The sequence below is a fragment of the Streptomyces sp. SAT1 genome (assembly GCF_001654495.1).
Taxonomy (GTDB): Bacteria; Actinomycetota; Actinomycetes; order Streptomycetales; family Streptomycetaceae; genus Streptomyces; species Streptomyces andamanensis.
The window spans coordinates 1,318,868-1,333,862 of sequence record NZ_CP015849.1 but is presented as its reverse complement, the minus strand read 5'-3'; the positions used below and the strand labels follow the sequence as shown (position 1 = coordinate 1,333,862).

Here is a 14,995-nt window from a genome sequence, read left to right as displayed (position 1 = left end):
CACGTGCGGCGCCCTTCTCGACCCGTAGAGTTGCGCGCACGCCATCCACAAGATCGACCGATTACGAGGCCCACCGTGCGCCGACGCTCTCTGCTTCTCTTCGCCCCCGCGGGACTGGTCACCCTGGCCGCCTGCGGCAACGACAAGTCCGGCTCGGGCAGCGACGGTGACAGCGCCTCGCAGTCGCCGTCGCCCAGCGCGCCGGCCACCTCGTCGGCCGCGCCACCCCCGAAGATCGTCTCCGGCCCGCTCCCGGCGATCACCGCGGGCACCAAGTTCGGCGAGAAGCCGACCGTCGCCAAGGGCGGCGGCGCCCCGTCCAAGGACCTCGCGGTCAAGACGGTGATCGCCGGCGGCGGCCGCACCCTCGCGGAGAACGACTACGTGCAGGCGCACTACCTGGGCCAGGTCTGGGACACCGCGAAGGTCTTCGACAACTCCTACGACCGCAAGACGCCCCTGCTCATCCAGCTCGCCCAGGGCACGATCATCGACGGCTGGCGCTATGCGCTGGCCGGCAAGAAGGTCGGCAGCAGGGTCGAGTTCTCGGTCCCGCCGACCTGGGGCTACGGCGCGCAGGGCAACGCCCAGGCGGGCATCAAGGGCACCGACACGCTGGTCTTCGTGGTCGATGTGCAGGACGCCTTCAACTCCAAGAGCTCCGCCAAGGGCAAGGACGTCCCGCAGAACGACGCGAACCTGCCGAAGGTCGGGACGAACACCGACGGCGCCGCGCCCTCCATCGACCTGCCGAAGACGGCGGCGCCCAAGAAGCTGGTCGCGGAGAACGTCATCGAGGGCGACGGCCCGGTCGTCAAGGCGGACAGCACCGTGCTCGTGCAGTACAAGGGCGTGCTGTGGGACGGCGGCAAGGAGTTCGACTCGACGTACAAGAGGAACCAGCTCACGTCGTTCTCGCTCCAGCAGGTCGTCAAGGGGTGGGCGCAGGGCCTGACCGGCAAGAAGGTCGGCAGCCGCGTCCTGATCGTCATCCCGCCGTCCCTGGGCTACGGCGACAACCCGCCGCCGGACAGCGGCATCAAGAAGGACTCGACACTGGTGTTCTCCGTGGACATCCTGGCCGCGATGTGAGCCGCCGGGGATGTAAGACTGTCGCCGTTGCCTTTCCGAGAGACAAGCAGGAGCTAGAGACGTGAGCATCGACAAGCCCGAGATCGACTTCCCGGGCGGCGAGCCCCCGGCGGACCTGGAGATCAAGGACATCTGGGAGGGCGACGGCGAGGTCGCGCAGGCGGGTCAGACCGTCACCGTCCACTACGTGGGCGTCGCCTTCAGCACCGGCGAGGAGTTCGACGCCAGCTGGAACCGCGGCACTCCCTTCCGCTTCCCGCTCGGCGGCGGCCGGGTCATCAAGGGCTGGGACCAGGGCGTGCAGGGCATGAAGGTCGGCGGCCGTCGCCAGCTGACCATCCCGGCCCACCTCGCCTACGGCAACCAGAGCCCGACCCCGGCCATCAAGCCCGGCGAGACCCTGATCTTCGTCGTGGACCTGCTCGGCGTCTGATCGGCCCGGTCCGGTCGCCCGGGGCCCATGCCCGGCCGGGCATGGGCCCCTCGGCTTTGGCCACCGCGCCCCGGAGCGGTACGGTCATCGGCAGTAGGCACCATGAGGAAGGTGACGGGCGTCGATGGCGATTGCCAAGGCCGAGCGGCTGATGAATCTGGCGCTGTGCCTGCTGGGGACCCGCCGCCCGCTCAGCAAGCGTGAGCTGCGCGAGTCCATCGAGGCGTATGTCGAGGCGTTCGGGCCCGAGCGGGGCGCCTCGGGGTCCGACGACTCCTTCAACCGCATGTTCGAGCGGGACAAGGACGACCTGCGCGAGCTGGGCCTGGTCATCGAGACCGTGGAGAGCCTGGACGGCGAGATCGGCTATCTGGCGCGCCGGGACAGCAACCGGCTGCCGCCCATCACCCTGGACGCCGAGGAGGCCGCCGCCCTCGGCCTGGCCGCCAAGGTCTGGCAGCAGGCCCGGCTGGCCGGTGCCGCCAGCGGCGCCCTGCAGAAGCTGCGCGCGGCCGGACTGCCCGAGGACGTCGACCCGTACGAGGCGCACAGCGCGCTGGAACCGCGCATCCCCGTGCACGAGGCGGCCTTCGAACCGCTGATGCTGGCCTGCCGCGACCGCCGCCCGGTGCTCTTCGACTACCGCAAGGCCAGCGCCGCCCGCCCCGAGCCCCGCCATGTCGAGCCGTGGGCCCTGGAGTGCTGGCGCGGCCACTGGTACCTGGCCGGGTTCGACCGCGACCGCGGCGCCGAGCGGGTGTTCCGGCTCTCCCGGATCACCGGCAAGGTGCGCTCGCGCGGCGCCCGCTTCACCGCGCCCGTACCGGACGTCGTCACCGTCCGCGAGACCGTCGCGAGCTGGGCCGGGGAGATCGCCGACCGCTCGGCGCGGATCCGGCTGCGCTCGGGCGCGGGGTACCCCCTTCGGGCGAAGGCCACCGTCGTCCGGGAACTCGGCGACGGCTGGGACGAGTTGGAGATCCCGTACGGGCACGGACTGGATGCCTGGCTGGTGGAGTTCGGGCCGGACGTGCTGGTGCTGGAACCGGCCGAGCTGCGCGCCGACGTGGTGGACCGGCTGCGCGCCGTGGCCAAGGGCTGAGGGGGAGCGAGCAACACTGTGGCAGGCAAACCGGTCAGGCCCGCGAACGCCATCGACCAGACCCGGCGGATGCTGTCCCTGGTGACGTATCTGCGGGAGCGGCCCGGCGCCCGGATCGAGGACGTCGCGCGCGCCTTCGGCATCAGCGAGGACGAGCTGGTCTCCGACCTCGACGTGCTGCCCATGTGCGGCACCAGCTTCCGCGGCGGCGACCTGCTCGACATCGACACCGACGGCGAGCGCATCTGGTGGCACAACCCCGCCGCGCTCGGCGCCGACGCCGCCGAGCCGCTGCGGCTGGCCGCCGACGAGGCGACCGCCCTGCTGGTGGCGGCCCGCGCGGTGGCGACCCTGCCGGGCCTGCGCGAGAGCGACCGGCAGGCCCTGCTGCGGGCGACCGCCAAGGTGGAGACGGCGGCGGGCGAGGCGGCGGGCGCCAGCTCGCGCCTCTCGGTCACCTTCGAGTCCGAGGGCGGCGTCTTCGCCGACGTCGACCGGGCCATCTCCGAGCGCCGCCGCCTCTGGATCCGCTACTACTCGCCCGCGCGCGACGAGGTCACCGAGCGCGAGATCGACCCCATCCGCCTGGTCAGTGTCGGGCACACGTATGTGGAGGCGTGGTGCCGCCGCTCCGAGGCGCGCCGCACCTTCCGGCTGGACCGCGTCGCCGAGATCAAGATCCTCGACGAGCCGTCGGCGCCCCCGGAGATAGAGCTGCGGGACCTGTCCGAGGCGCTGGTGCAGCCCGCGGCGGAGGACCCCGAGGTCGTCGCGGAGGTCGGTCCCGGCGGGCGCTGGGTCGCCGAGTACTACCCGCACGACAGCGCCGAGGAGCTGCCCGACGGGGGACTGCGCATCACCCTGCGCACCCCCGACCCCGCCTCGCTGCGCCGGCTGGCGCTGCGGCTGGGCCCGGACGGCCGGATCGTGGCGCCGGCCGCGCTGGCCGACAGCGCCCGGGAGGCGGCGCGCGAGGCCCTGGCGGCGTACGACGGCATCGGGGCGGCGGACGCCCCGGGCGCCGCCGGCCGCGCGGGAACGGGACAGGCGGGGCGCGGCGGCTCGGCCGGGCCGGCCCAGGGCGACGACAGGCAGGAGCAGGCGCTGTGAACGAGCCGACGGCAACCGGGAGCCAGGGCATGTCGGTGGCGACGGCCTTCGCCGGGATGCGCAACGTCACACCCGCGCTGTTCCGCGCCTGCTGCCCCGACTGCCGGGCCCGGTTCGAACTCGGCGCGGACGCGCTGCGCCTGGTCGTCGGCGCCACCAGCCGCACCACCTTCTACTCCTTCACCTGCCCCGAGTGCGCCGCCACCGTCCGCAAGCCGGCCGGGGAGCGCATCGTGGAGCTGCTCACCGGCGGCGGGGTCAGGACCCTGCGGCTGCACGCCGTCTGAGACCGCCCGGCGGCCGGTGCAAAGACGGTCCGCGGACCGTCTAGGCTCAGGGGCATGGTGTGGCCGATGATCGCGGTAGCTGCGGGGTTCGTGGGACTTGTCGTCCTCGGTGTGCTGGCGGTCCGGGTCTTCCTGGAGGCGCAGCGCCTCGGCCGGCAGGTGTCGGACTCGGCGCGGCGCATCAGCAGGGCGGCCGAGGATCTGGAGCGGGCGACGGTGAGCGCGGCGCGCGCAGCCGACTCCCTGTGAGAAGGACCGGGAACTCCTGTGAGGTCCCGAACGTCACTTCTGGTGGAGCGCTGCGGCCTGTACCCACGCTGGTCCGGCTGGGTACGCTCTACGCGCGGCCCGGGAAACGAGGCACGGTCCGCACGGCACGAGTACACGTGGGGATGGTCTCGCGTTCATCCCCGGGCGATACGATCGCTGTCAGCACGATGGCCAGACACCTGTCCGTCCCGTCGGGCAGGCCCAGCCGCCCCGCCTCAGTGAGAAGGTGAAGACTGATGTTCCGCAACGCACTCGAGCCGTGGCACCTGGTGCTGTTGATTCTCGTGATCGTCCTCGTGTTCGGTTCGAAGAAGCTTCCGGACATGGCCCGTTCGCTCGGCAAGTCCGCGCGCATCCTCAAGAGCGAGGCCAAGGCGATGAAGGGCGAGGGCAAGGCGTCCTCGACCGCCGCCCAGCCGGCCGAGGAGGAGCAGGCGCAGCAGGCCCAGCGCACGATCCAGGCGGCCCCCGGTGAAGTGTCCACCTCCCGCCCGGTCGGTGAGCCGACGGACACGACCACCCAGCGCTGACGCGAGGACCGGGACCTTCTCCGGTCCACTGCACGAGATGAGGAAGTGGGTTGCTCAAACCTGCCCTTAAAAAGGAGAGGGATCCCGAGGGGCGCATGCCGCTCGCGGACCACTTGCGCGAGCTGCGCAACCGGCTCGCGAAGGGTGTCCTGGCGATCCTCGTCGTGACGGTGGCGGCGGCCTTCTACTACAAGGACATCACCGACTTCATCACCCGGCCGGTGCTGGACTCCATCGGATGCCCGGACTCGTTCGGGAATCTGGCCAAGTCGAAGGACGTGCACTGCGCGCACCTCACCGTCAGCGGCCTGCTGGCGCCCTTCACCCTGGCCCTGAAGGTCGCCCTGACGACGGGCATCGTGCTGGCGTCGCCGGTGTGGCTGTACCAGCTGTGGGCGTTCGTGGCGCCCGGTCTGCACCGCAACGAGAAGAAGTACGCCTACGCCTTCGTGGCGTTCGGCTTCCCCCTCTTCCTCGCCGGCGGCTACCTCGCCTACAACGTGCTGCCGACGACGGCGAAGTTCCTGATCGACCTGACGCCCAGCAACGCCGAGAACCTGCTGCCCCTGGACGACCTGCTCGACCTGAGCATCCGCATGGTCGTCGTCTTCGGCCTCGCCTTCGAGATGCCGCTGCTGCTGATCATGCTCAACCTCACCGGTGTGCTGTCCGGCCGGCGCATGCTCGGCTGGTGGCGCGGCATGATCGTCGGTATCGCGGCCTTCGCCGCCGTGGCGACGCCCAGCCCGGACCCGGGGACCATGCTGTCCCTCGCGGCACCGATCTGGGGACTGTTCTTCATCGCCGTGGGCTTCTCCATGCTGAACGACCGCCGCAAGCAGCGGCGCGCGGGAGGCGGCCTGTCCGACGACGAGGCCTCCGACCTCGACCTCACGCCCGAGGACATCGGCGAGATCGAGCCCGTCGGCGCCGGCCGGTCGGTGCCCGAGCAGTCCGGCCCCGAGCGGGTCAACGGCTACGACGACGTGACCTGACCCCGGCCGCACCCGACCCCGGCGGCCGCAGGCGTCCGCGAGGGCCGGCCCCTCGCCCCGCGAGCGGCCGGCCCTCGTGCGTGCCGGGGGGGGCCGGTCAGGTCCCGGCCGCCCGGGGCGGGACCCGGCAGGTCTGGGCGATCGGGATAATGATCGTCCTGTTGTCGGTGCGGCCCGGTACGCTCGAAAGCACGATGACTCAGGACCTCTCACCGGCCGAGCGGTACGCGGCAGCGCGCAGGCGAGCTGCCGAGCAGGCCACCGCGCTCGCGGGTTTCCGCGAGATGTACGACTTCGGCCTCGACCCGTTCCAGATCGAGGCCTGCCAGGCCCTGGAGGCGGGCAAGGGCGTGCTGGTCGCCGCGCCCACCGGCTCCGGCAAGACGATCGTGGGCGAGTTCGCCGTCCATCTCGCCCTCCAGCAGGGCAAGAAGTGCTTCTACACGACCCCCATCAAGGCGCTGTCCAACCAGAAGTACTCCGACCTGTGCCGCCGCTACGGCAGCGACAAGGTAGGCCTGCTCACCGGCGACAACAGCGTGAACTCCGACGCCCCGGTGGTCGTGATGACCACCGAGGTCCTGCGGAACATGCTGTACGCGGGCTCCCAGACGCTGCGCGGCCTCGGCTATGTGGTCATGGACGAGGTGCACTACCTCTCCGACCGCTTCCGCGGTGCCGTCTGGGAGGAGGTGATCATCCACCTGCCCGAGTCGGTGACGCTGGTGTCACTGTCGGCGACCGTGTCCAACGCCGAGGAGTTCGGTGACTGGCTGGACACCGTCCGCGGCGACACCGAGGTGATCGTCTCCGAGCACCGCCCCGTCCCGCTGTTCCAGCACGTGCTGGCCGGGCGCCGGATGTACGACCTGTTCGAGGAGGGCGAGGGCCACAAGAAGGCCGTCAACCCCGACCTCATGCGCATGGCCCGGATGGAGGCCAGCAGGCCGTCGTACCAGGACCGCAGACGCGGCCGGAACATGCGCGAGGCGGACCGCGAGCGCGAGCGCCGCCAGCGCTCCCGGATCTGGACGCCGGGCCGCCCCGAGGTGATCGAGCGGCTCGACGCCGAGGGCCTGCTGCCCGCCATCACCTTCATCTTCAGCCGCGCCGCCTGCGAGGCCGCCGTCCAGCAGTGCCTGTACGCGGGTCTCAGGCTCAACGACGAGGAGGCGCGGGAGCAGGTCCGCGCCCTCGTCGAGGAGCGCACCGCCGCCATCCCGCGCGAGGACCTGCACGTCCTCGGCTACTACGAATGGCTGGAGGGCCTGGAGCGCGGCATCGCCGCCCACCACGCCGGCATGCTCCCGACCTTCAAGGAGGTCGTCGAGGAGCTGTTCGTGCGGGGCCTGGTCAAGGCGGTCTTCGCCACCGAGACCCTGGCCCTGGGCATCAACATGCCGGCCCGCTCGGTGGTCCTGGAGAAGCTCGTCAAGTGGAACGGCGAGCAGCACGCGGACATCACTCCCGGCGAGTACACCCAGCTCACCGGACGGGCCGGCCGCCGCGGCATCGACGTCGAGGGGCACGCGGTGGTGCTGTGGCAGCGCGCCATGAACCCCGAGCACCTGGCGGGCCTGGCGGGCACCCGTACGTACCCGCTGCGCTCCAGCTTCAAGCCGTCGTACAACATGGCGGTCAACCTGGTCGAGCAGTTCGGCCGGCACCGCTCGCGGGAACTGCTGGAGACCTCCTTCGCGCAGTTCCAGGCGGACCGCTCGGTCGTCGGCATCTCCCGGCAGGTGCAGCGCAACGAGGAGGGCCTGTCGGGCTACGAGGAGTCGATGACCTGCCATCTCGGCGACTTCACGGAGTACGCGCGACTGCGCCGCGAGCTGAAGGACCGGGAGAACGAACTGGCCCGCCAGGGGGCCACCCAGCGGCGGGCCGAGGCCGCCGTGGCGCTGGAGAAGCTCAAGCCCGGTGACGTCATCCATGTGCCCACCGGCAAGTTCGCGGGCCTGGCGCTGGTGCTGGATCCGGGGCTGCCGGCCGGCCGCTCCCACGGACACCGCGGCTTCGATCACCAGGACGGCCCGCGTCCGCTGGTGCTGACCGCCGAGCGCCAGGTCAAGCGGCTGGCGGCCATCGACTTCCCGGTGCCGGTGGAGCCGCTGGAGCGGATGCGGATCCCGAAGTCGTTCAATCCGCGCTCCCCGCAGTCCCGCCGCGACCTGGCCTCCGCGCTGCGCACCAAGGCCGGGCACATCCCGCCCGAGCGGCACCGCAAGCGGCGTTCGCAGGCGGTCGACGACCGGGAGATCGCCCGGCTGCGCACCGCCCTGCGGGCCCACCCGTGCCACGGCTGCGACGACCGCGAGGACCACGCCCGCTGGGCCGAGCGCTACCACCGGCTGATGCGGGACACCCGGCAGCTGGAGCACCGCATCGAGGGCCGCACGAACACCATCGCGCGCACCTTCGACCGGATCGTCGCGCTCCTGACCGAGCTGGACTATCTGCGCGGTGACGAGGTGACCGAGCACGGCAAGCGCCTGGCCCGGCTCTACGGCGAACTCGACCTGCTCGCCAGCGAATGCCTGCGCGAGCGGGTGTGGGAGGGCCTGGGTCCGGCCGAACTCGCCGCGTGCGTCTCGGCGTTGGTGTACGAGGCACGGGCCGCCGACGACGCCATGGCGCCCAAGCTGCCCTCGGGCCGGGCGAAGGCCGCGCTCGGGGAGATGGTGCGCATCTGGGGCCGTCTGGACGCCCTGGAGGAGGACTTCCGGATCAGCCAGACCGAGGGCGTCGGCCAGCGCGAGCCCGACCTCGGCTTCGCCTGGGCCGCGTACATGTGGGCGTCGGGCAAGGGCCTCGACGAGGTGCTGCGCGAGGCGGAGATGCCGGCCGGCGACTTCGTGCGCTGGTGCAAGCAGGTCATCGACGTCCTCGGGCAGATCTCGGCGGCGGCTCCCACGGAGGACTCCACCGTGGCGAAGAACGCGCGCAAGGCGGTCGACGGCCTGCTGAGGGGAGTGGTCGCCTACTCGTCGGTCGGGTGAGTCCACCCGTCCCGGGGCCCTGGGGCGTGACGGTGTGCGGTCGGTCCGCGCGCGGTCACGCCCCAGGGCCTTTTCTCACCCGTCCCGGTGACGGGCCGTCGTATGCCCGTACGTCGTCACGGTCGGTGTTCGAGTGAATCCGCGGCGTGCGAAACGGCCGAGGGTACTCCAGTCTCCCGGCCCGTTTCAGGCGGTTGCCGAAGATGACACGGCGTTGATCCGGTCGGACTAAGCTCGCCCGCAGCGCACCGAGTTGATGGGTATTCGTGCGTTTGTTCCCCAATGTTCCCCATGTTCCAAGGTGCGGCAGTTCGCCGACCCACCCGGCCCGACGCTGCCCCGAACCACCCCCGCCGATTCATCTCAGAAGGCTTACATGGTGAGTGTCCAATCGCCTCCCGGCAGCCGCGAACTTCCCCGCGCACGCGTGCTGCTGCTCCCGGTCATACTGATGGCGGCGGCCACCGGCGCCGCCGTCGCCCTGGTGGCGGACCCGGCCCGCCTCGCCGTGGGCTGCTGCGGCGCCCTCGCCACCCTCCTGGTGCTCCTCACGGCCGCCGAAGCGGTGCGCCGCGGCCGCACCGTACGCGAGCAGCGGGCCGAGCACGCCCGGCAGACCGACTACCTGAAGCGGCGCATCGCCGGCCACGACGAGGAGATCTCCTACCTGGCCTCGGAGATCCTCCCGGCCGCCGTCGCCTATCTGCGCGCCAGCCACACCCCGCGCGAGGTCATGCGCGACCTCATCGACGGCGACCCGGAGTGGTGCCGGATCCCGGAGCCGCAGCGCGCGGTGGTCCGCATGATCCTCAAGATCGTGGACCAGGAGGAGTCCATGCGGGACTCCACGCAGCGCTCCTTCGTCAGCATCGCCCGCCGGGTGCAGGCGATCGTGCACCAGCAGGCCAAGGAACTGCGGGAGATGGAGGAGGACCACGGCCGCAGCCCCGAGGTCTTCGACGACCTGCTGCGCATCGACCACGGCACCGCGCTGATCGGCCGCCTCGCCGACTCCATCTCCGTCCTCGGCGGCGGCCGCCCCGGCCGCCAGTGGCCCAACCCGGTCACGCTCTACAGCGTGCTGCGCGGCGCCATGTCCCGGATCCTGGAGTACCGGCGCATCGAACTGCACTCCATCGCCAAGGTCAACATCAAGGGCACCGACGTCGAGCCGGTCATCCACGCCGCCGCCGAACTCCTCGACAACGCCACCCGCTACTCGCCCCCGCAGACCAAGGTGCACGTGACCGCCGTGGAGGTGCAGAGCGGCGTCGCCATCGAGATCGAGGACGGCGGCGTCAGCCTCAACGAGGAGTCCCGCGCCCGGATCGAGAAGCTGGTCGAGGCGGCCAAGGCCGGGGTCGACCTCCAGGAGCTGGCCGAGAGCCCGCGGCTCGGCCTCGCCGTCGTCGGCCGCCTGTGCACGGCGTACAAGATGCAGGTCTCCCTGCGGGCCTCCGCGTACGGCGGGGTCCGCGCCGTCCTCGTCGTGCCCAGCGACATGATGACCACCGATCCGGCCCCCGGGCTCGCCCACGGCATCGGCGCCACCTCCATCCCGCGGCCCGGCGAGGACGCCGTCGAGGGACCCAAGCGCGCCCCCAAGAAGCGCCGCCCCACCAGCCCGCGCATTCCCGCCTCGGTCCCGATGGAGGACGAGGTCCCCGAGGTCACCGAATGGACGCCGGGCGGCCTGCCGCAGCGCCGCAGCCGGGTCAAGATCCCGCTCAGCCAGCGCATCGCCGAACAGGTCGCCGCCGAACGGGCCGAGCAGGAGGGCGGCTCCGTGTGGAGCACGCCCCGGGCCGCCGTCCGCCGGCCCGCGCAGCAGGAGACCGAGCCCGGCCTGTGGGTGGAGGCGTTCTGGGACGGCCTGAAGAAGGACAACCCGGGCCCGGACCCGACCGCGTTCACCCAGGACCCGACCGCGTTCCTGCACCTGATCGAGAAGCCGGCCCGTGACGGAGCCGACGACGAGGGGGACCTCAAGTGATCCAGCAGCGTGCCAACTTCGACTGGATGCTCAAGGAGCTGAACGACGGCGTACCGGGCATCGAGATGATCGTGGTGCTCTCCGCCGACGGCCTGCGCATCGCCCGCTACGGCGGTGACCCGGACGCGGCCGACCGGGTCGCCGCGGCCTGCGCGGGGCTCCAGAGCCTGGCCGGCGCCGTCGCCGTCGAGATCCCCGACAGCGACGGCCGGATGAAGCTGGTCATCATCGAGATCGACGGCGGCTACTTCTATCTGATGTCCGCCGGGGCCAACGCCTATCTGGCCGTCCTCGCCGACATCCGCACCGAACCCGGCATGATGAGCGCCCGGATGCGCGATCTCGTGGTCCGGATCGGGGCCCACCTGACCAGTCCGCCCCGGCGCGGTGGGCAGACCGTATGACCCCTCCGCGACGCCAGAGGCGCTACCCCGCACACGAACCGCCGCCGCCCAGACCCGCCAGGCAGGGCGAGGAGAGGAACCCGGAGCGGCTGTACGTCGTGGCCGGCGCGGGCGAGGACGGTGCCCGTGCCGCCCTCGACCTGGTGACCCTCGTGGTGGCGCGCGCCGAGCCGCCGCCGTCCGCCACCCCCGAGCAGGCGGCGCTGCTGCGGCTGTGCACCGCCCCGCTGTCCGTGGCCGAACTCTCGGCCTACCTCAACCTGCCGTTCAGCGCGATGACGGTCCTGATCACCGAGCTGCTGACGGCCGAACTGGTCCAGGCGCGCGCCCCGATCGTGCGCCAGGCGGTCCCCGACCGTTCCCTCCTCGAAGCGGTGATGCATGGACTTCAACGGCTCTGACACCCTCCCCGGCCCGCGCACCGGTGACCATCTCCCGCACACGGCCCAGGCCGCGGTGAAGATCGTCATCGTCGGCGGGTTCGGGGTCGGCAAGACGACGATGGTGGGCTCGGTCAGCGAGATCAGGCCGCTGACCACCGAGGAGACCATGACCCAGGCCGGGATCGGGGTCGACGACGACTACGGCTCCGACTCCAAGACGGCCACCACCGTCGCCATGGACTTCGGGCGCATCAGCATCACCGACCAACTGGTGCTCTACCTCTTCGGCACGCCCGGCCAGGAACGCTTCTGGTTCCTGTGGAACGGCCTGTTCGAGGGGGCGCTCGGTGCGGTCGTCCTGGTCGACACCCGCCGCCTGGAGGTCAGCTTCGACGTGATGGGCCGGCTGGAGGAGCGCGGCGTGCCCTTCGTGGTGGCCGTCAACTCCTTCCCGGACGGCCCCCGTTACCCGATCGCCGAACTGCGCACGGCGCTGGACCTGTCGGAGGAGATCCCGATGGTCGAGTGCGACGTACGCCGCCGGGCCTCCAGCCGGGACGTGCTGATGACCCTCATGCGCTTCCTGCACTCCCTGGCCATGACGGGCCCGCGCACCTGAACGGCCCGTGACACTCCCGGCTCGCCCGGCTCTCTTCCGCCCTCTTCTGTTCCCTTCCGCCCCCTCCTGTTCCCTTCTGCTTTCCTGCTTCCCCTTCCGTCTCTCCGTCTCTCCTTCCGTCCTTTCCGCTTCGAAAGCGACCGCTGTGACGCCTGAACCCCAGCACCTGACCGGTCCGGACGACCGCATCCCCGCCCCGCCCCCCGGCTGCCCCGCGCACGGCGTCGGCCCCGGTGGGCTGCACCGCCTGCACGAGGCGCCCGACCTCGGTGACCTGTACGAGCAACTGCGCGACCGGCACGGCCCGGTGGCGCCCGTGCTGCTGCACGACGACGTCCCCATGTGGGTGGTCCTCGGCCACACCGAGAACCTGCACATGGTGCGCACCCCCTCGCAGTTCACCCGGGACAGCCGCATCTGGACCCCGCTCAAGGAGGGCATGGTCAAGCCCGACCACCCCCTCATGCCGCACATCGCCTGGCAGCCGATCTGCTCGCACGCCGAGGGCGACGAGCACAAGCGGCTGCGCGGCGCGGTCACCGCGGCCATGGCCACCATCGACCACCGGGGGCTGCGCCGCCACATCGGCCGCGCCACCCAGCGCCTGGTCAACCGCTTCTGCGAGACGGGCCGCGCCGACCTCGTCGACCAGTTCGCCGAGCATCTGCCGATGGCCGTGATGTGCGAGGTCCTCGGCATGCCCGAGGAGTACGGCGACCGGCTGGTGCAGGCCGCCCGCGACATGCTCAAGGGCACCGAGACCGCCATCGCCAGCAACGACTACATCATGGGCTGTCTGAGCGGGCTCGCCGCCCGCCGCCGGGCCCGCCCCGAGGACGACTTCACCAGCCACCTCATCGCCGACCCGGCCGGTCTGAACGACGAGGAGGTCGGCCAGCACCTGCGGCTGGTGCTCATCGCCGCCTACGAGGCCACCGCGAACCTGCTGGCCAACACCATCCGCCGGGTGCTCACCGACCCGGGGTTCCGCGCCCAGCTCAACGGCGGTCAGATGACGGTGCCTGAGGCGGTCGAGCAGTCCCTGTGGGACGAGCCGCCCTTCAGTACCATCTTCGCCTACTTCGCCAAGCAGGAGACCGAGCTGGGCGGCCAGCGCATCCGGCGCGGCGACGGGCTGCTGCTCGGTATCGCGCCCGGCAACGTCGACCCCCGGGTCCGGCCCGACCTGGAGGCCGACATGCAGGGCAACCGGTCCCACCTCGCCTTCAGCGGCGGCCCGCACGAGTGCCCCGGCCAGGACATCGGCCGGGCCATCGCGGACGTCGGCGTGGACAAGCTGCTGATGCGGCTGCCCGACATCCGGCTCGACTGCCACGAGGACGAGCTGCGCTGGACCGAGTCGATCGCCTCGCAGCACCTGGTGGAGCTGCCGGTGCGGTTCACCCCGCGCCCGCAGCAGGACGTGATGGCCCAGCCGAGCCACACCCCGATGCCGGTGCCGCAGCCGCGCACCGCCTGGGAGATCAGCACCGTACCGGCCACGCCCGCACCGTCCCCCGAGCCCGTGCCGGACGAGGGGGCGGCCGGCGCCACGGCGGCGGGAGCCCCGCGCGGCCGGACGGCGGTGGAGGCACCCGCGCGGCCGGTGGCCGCGCCCGCGTCCGCCGCCCCCGCGGCGCCGGCCGCCCGGACCGCCGGGACCACCGGCACCGGGGTCGGGATCGGCGGCGGCACGGACACCGGCCCCGGCGCGGACCCCGGCGGCGACTTCGTGCCGGACCGCCCGCTCGGCGCCTGGCAGCGCTTCCTGCGCTGGTGGCGCGGCTACTGACCCGCGTCCCACGCGGCCGGGGACTCCCAGGCCCGCAGGGTCCGGCCGCTGCGCAGCCGGTGCTCGGCGCCCGTGACCGGGTCGGTGAACTCCAGCTCCCGCGCCAGCAGTTGCAGCGGGCGCCGGAAGTCACCGGCCGGGCCGGGGCCGGTCACCACCGGGTAGAGCGGGTCGCCGAGGATCGGCACGCCCAGCGCGCTCATGTGCACCCGCAGCTGGTGCGTCTGCCCGGTGGCCGGGGTGAGCCGGTAGCGGGCCAGGCCGTCCGCGCGGTGTTCGAGCAGCTCGACGTGCGTGAGCGCGTTCGGCTCGCCGGGCACCTCGCGGGCGGCCGGCTCCCCGCGCTCCTTCACGATCCGGCCGCACACGGTCCGGGGCAGGGCGAGCGCGGGATCGTACGGCGCCACGGCCTCGTACACCTTGCGCACCCGCCGGTCGCGGAAGAGCGTCTGGTACGCGCCGCGCTCCTCGGGCCGCACCGTGAACAGCACCAGCCCGGCGGTGAGCCGGTCCAGGCGGTGCGCGGCGCCGAGCGCCGGGAGATCCAGTTCGCGGCGGAGCCGGGCCAGCGCGGTCTCGGCGACATGGATGCCGCGCGGGGTGGTGGCGAGGAAATGCGGCTTGTCCGCGACGACCAGGTGCTCGTCGCGGTGGACCACCTCCAGCGGGAACGGCACCGGCACCTCGTCGGGCAGCTCCCGGTGGAACCAGACGAACATCCCGGGCTCGTACGGCGCTTGTGGCGCCACCGGCCGCCCGTCGGCGCCGACGATCCGCCCCTGGTCGAACAGCTCGGCGACCGCGCCGGGAGCCGCCCCGGACAGCCGCTCCACCAGGTGCTCGCGCACGGTCGCCCAGGTCCCCCCGGCGGGCAGCCGCACCCGCACCGGGTCCACACCCCGCAGCTGGGGCAGCGGCGCGGGCGGTGCGGGGCGGGAACGGCGTCTCATCCGCAGCAGCCTACGAGCCGCCGGGCCCGGGGG

General features: G+C 72.3%; 15 protein-coding genes. 14 read left to right on the top strand and 1 reads right to left on the bottom strand.

The features are described 5' to 3' along the window. Window positions 1-75 precede the first annotated feature (75 nt). The 14 genes from A8713_RS05820 (at window position 76) to A8713_RS05755 (ending at window position 14,012) form a co-directional block, all read left to right on the top strand. Window positions 76-1,092 (top strand): FKBP-type peptidyl-prolyl cis-trans isomerase, encoded by a 1,017-nt coding sequence (locus tag A8713_RS05820; protein WP_064531865.1) that lies wholly within the window; start codon window positions 76-78, stop codon window positions 1,090-1,092. A 61-nt stretch (window positions 1,093-1,153) separates the two neighbouring features. After that, on the top strand, window positions 1,154-1,525 hold the full coding sequence (locus tag A8713_RS05815; RefSeq protein WP_030835713.1) for an FKBP-type peptidyl-prolyl cis-trans isomerase: 372 nt from the start codon (window positions 1,154-1,156) through the stop codon (window positions 1,523-1,525). A 124-nt stretch (window positions 1,526-1,649) separates the two neighbouring features. Then, the gene (locus A8713_RS05810) at window positions 1,650-2,627 is read left to right on the top strand and encodes a helix-turn-helix transcriptional regulator (protein WP_064531863.1); all 978 of its coding nucleotides are present in this window, start codon (window positions 1,650-1,652) and stop codon (window positions 2,625-2,627) included. A gap of 18 nt (window positions 2,628-2,645) precedes the next feature. Continuing rightward, window positions 2,646-3,737 (top strand): helix-turn-helix transcriptional regulator, encoded by a 1,092-nt coding sequence (locus A8713_RS05805; protein ID WP_064531861.1) that lies wholly within the window; start codon window positions 2,646-2,648, stop codon window positions 3,735-3,737. Further along, on the top strand, window positions 3,734-4,024 hold the full coding sequence (locus A8713_RS05800) for a hypothetical protein (protein WP_018570338.1): 291 nt from the start codon (window positions 3,734-3,736) through the stop codon (window positions 4,022-4,024). Before A8713_RS05805 ends, A8713_RS05800 begins: the two co-directional genes overlap by 4 nt. Window positions 4,025-4,078: 54 nt before the next feature. After that, window positions 4,079-4,273, top strand: a complete 195-nt coding sequence (locus A8713_RS05795; protein ID WP_018570337.1) for a hypothetical protein — start codon at window positions 4,079-4,081, stop codon at window positions 4,271-4,273. A gap of 257 nt (window positions 4,274-4,530) precedes the next feature. Then, a complete protein-coding gene (tatA, locus tag A8713_RS05790) occupies window positions 4,531-4,824 on the top strand; it encodes a Sec-independent protein translocase subunit TatA (protein ID WP_018570336.1) in 294 nt (97 codons plus the stop codon). Between the two features lie 95 nt (window positions 4,825-4,919). Next, window positions 4,920-5,819: a twin-arginine translocase subunit TatC gene (tatC, locus tag A8713_RS05785; RefSeq protein WP_018570335.1), complete on the top strand. Its 900-nt coding sequence runs from the start codon at window positions 4,920-4,922 to the stop codon at window positions 5,817-5,819. 149 nt (window positions 5,820-5,968) lie between these two features. Continuing rightward, complete coding sequence (locus tag A8713_RS05780) at window positions 5,969-8,821, top strand: DEAD/DEAH box helicase (RefSeq protein WP_064531859.1); 2,853 nt, start codon at window positions 5,969-5,971, stop codon at window positions 8,819-8,821. Window positions 8,822-9,197: 376 nt separating this feature from the next. Then, on the top strand, window positions 9,198-10,814 hold the full coding sequence (locus tag A8713_RS05775; protein ID WP_079158849.1) for an ATP-binding protein: 1,617 nt from the start codon (window positions 9,198-9,200) through the stop codon (window positions 10,812-10,814). Beyond that, the gene (locus A8713_RS05770; protein ID WP_064531856.1) at window positions 10,811-11,218 is read left to right on the top strand and encodes a roadblock/LC7 domain-containing protein; all 408 of its coding nucleotides are present in this window, start codon (window positions 10,811-10,813) and stop codon (window positions 11,216-11,218) included. Before A8713_RS05775 ends, A8713_RS05770 begins: the two co-directional genes overlap by 4 nt. Then, a complete protein-coding gene (locus tag A8713_RS05765; RefSeq protein ID WP_064531854.1) occupies window positions 11,215-11,619 on the top strand; it encodes a DUF742 domain-containing protein in 405 nt (134 codons plus the stop codon). Before A8713_RS05770 ends, A8713_RS05765 begins: the two co-directional genes overlap by 4 nt. Next, entirely contained in the window at window positions 11,600-12,220 is a 621-nt protein-coding gene (locus A8713_RS05760) for a GTP-binding protein (RefSeq protein ID WP_064531852.1), read from the top strand. The genes A8713_RS05765 and A8713_RS05760 overlap by 20 nt, the downstream gene beginning before the upstream one ends. A gap of 145 nt (window positions 12,221-12,365) precedes the next feature. Then, a complete protein-coding gene (locus tag A8713_RS05755; RefSeq protein ID WP_064531849.1) occupies window positions 12,366-14,012 on the top strand; it encodes a cytochrome P450 in 1,647 nt (548 codons plus the stop codon). Here the strand turns inward: A8713_RS05755 and A8713_RS05750 are convergent. Next, entirely contained in the window at window positions 14,006-14,962 is a 957-nt protein-coding gene (locus A8713_RS05750) for an RluA family pseudouridine synthase (protein WP_064531848.1), read from the bottom strand. The genes A8713_RS05755 and A8713_RS05750 overlap by 7 nt on opposite strands. Window positions 14,963-14,995: the final 33 nt, after the last annotated feature.

Excerpts from the sequence above, each read along its gene's own strand:
- tatA (WP_018570336.1), top strand. The coding sequence starts at position 4,531 with ATGTTCCGCAACGCACTCGAGCCGTGGCACCTGGTGCTGTTGATTCTC.
- A8713_RS05750 (WP_064531848.1), bottom strand. The coding sequence starts at position 14,962 with ATGAGACGCCGTTCCCGCCCCGCACCGCCCGCGCCGCTGCCCCAGCTG.
- A8713_RS05765 (WP_064531854.1), top strand. The coding sequence starts at position 11,215 with ATGACCCCTCCGCGACGCCAGAGGCGCTACCCCGCACACGAACCGCCG.
- A8713_RS05760 (WP_064531852.1), top strand. The coding sequence starts at position 11,600 with ATGGACTTCAACGGCTCTGACACCCTCCCCGGCCCGCGCACCGGTGAC.
- A8713_RS05795 (WP_018570337.1), top strand. The coding sequence starts at position 4,079 with ATGGTGTGGCCGATGATCGCGGTAGCTGCGGGGTTCGTGGGACTTGTC.
- A8713_RS05775 (WP_079158849.1), top strand. The coding sequence starts at position 9,198 with ATGGTGAGTGTCCAATCGCCTCCCGGCAGCCGCGAACTTCCCCGCGCA.
- A8713_RS05810 (WP_064531863.1), top strand. The coding sequence starts at position 1,650 with ATGGCGATTGCCAAGGCCGAGCGGCTGATGAATCTGGCGCTGTGCCTG.
- tatC (WP_018570335.1), top strand. The coding sequence starts at position 4,920 with ATGCCGCTCGCGGACCACTTGCGCGAGCTGCGCAACCGGCTCGCGAAG.
- A8713_RS05780 (WP_064531859.1), top strand. The coding sequence starts at position 5,969 with ATGATCGTCCTGTTGTCGGTGCGGCCCGGTACGCTCGAAAGCACGATG.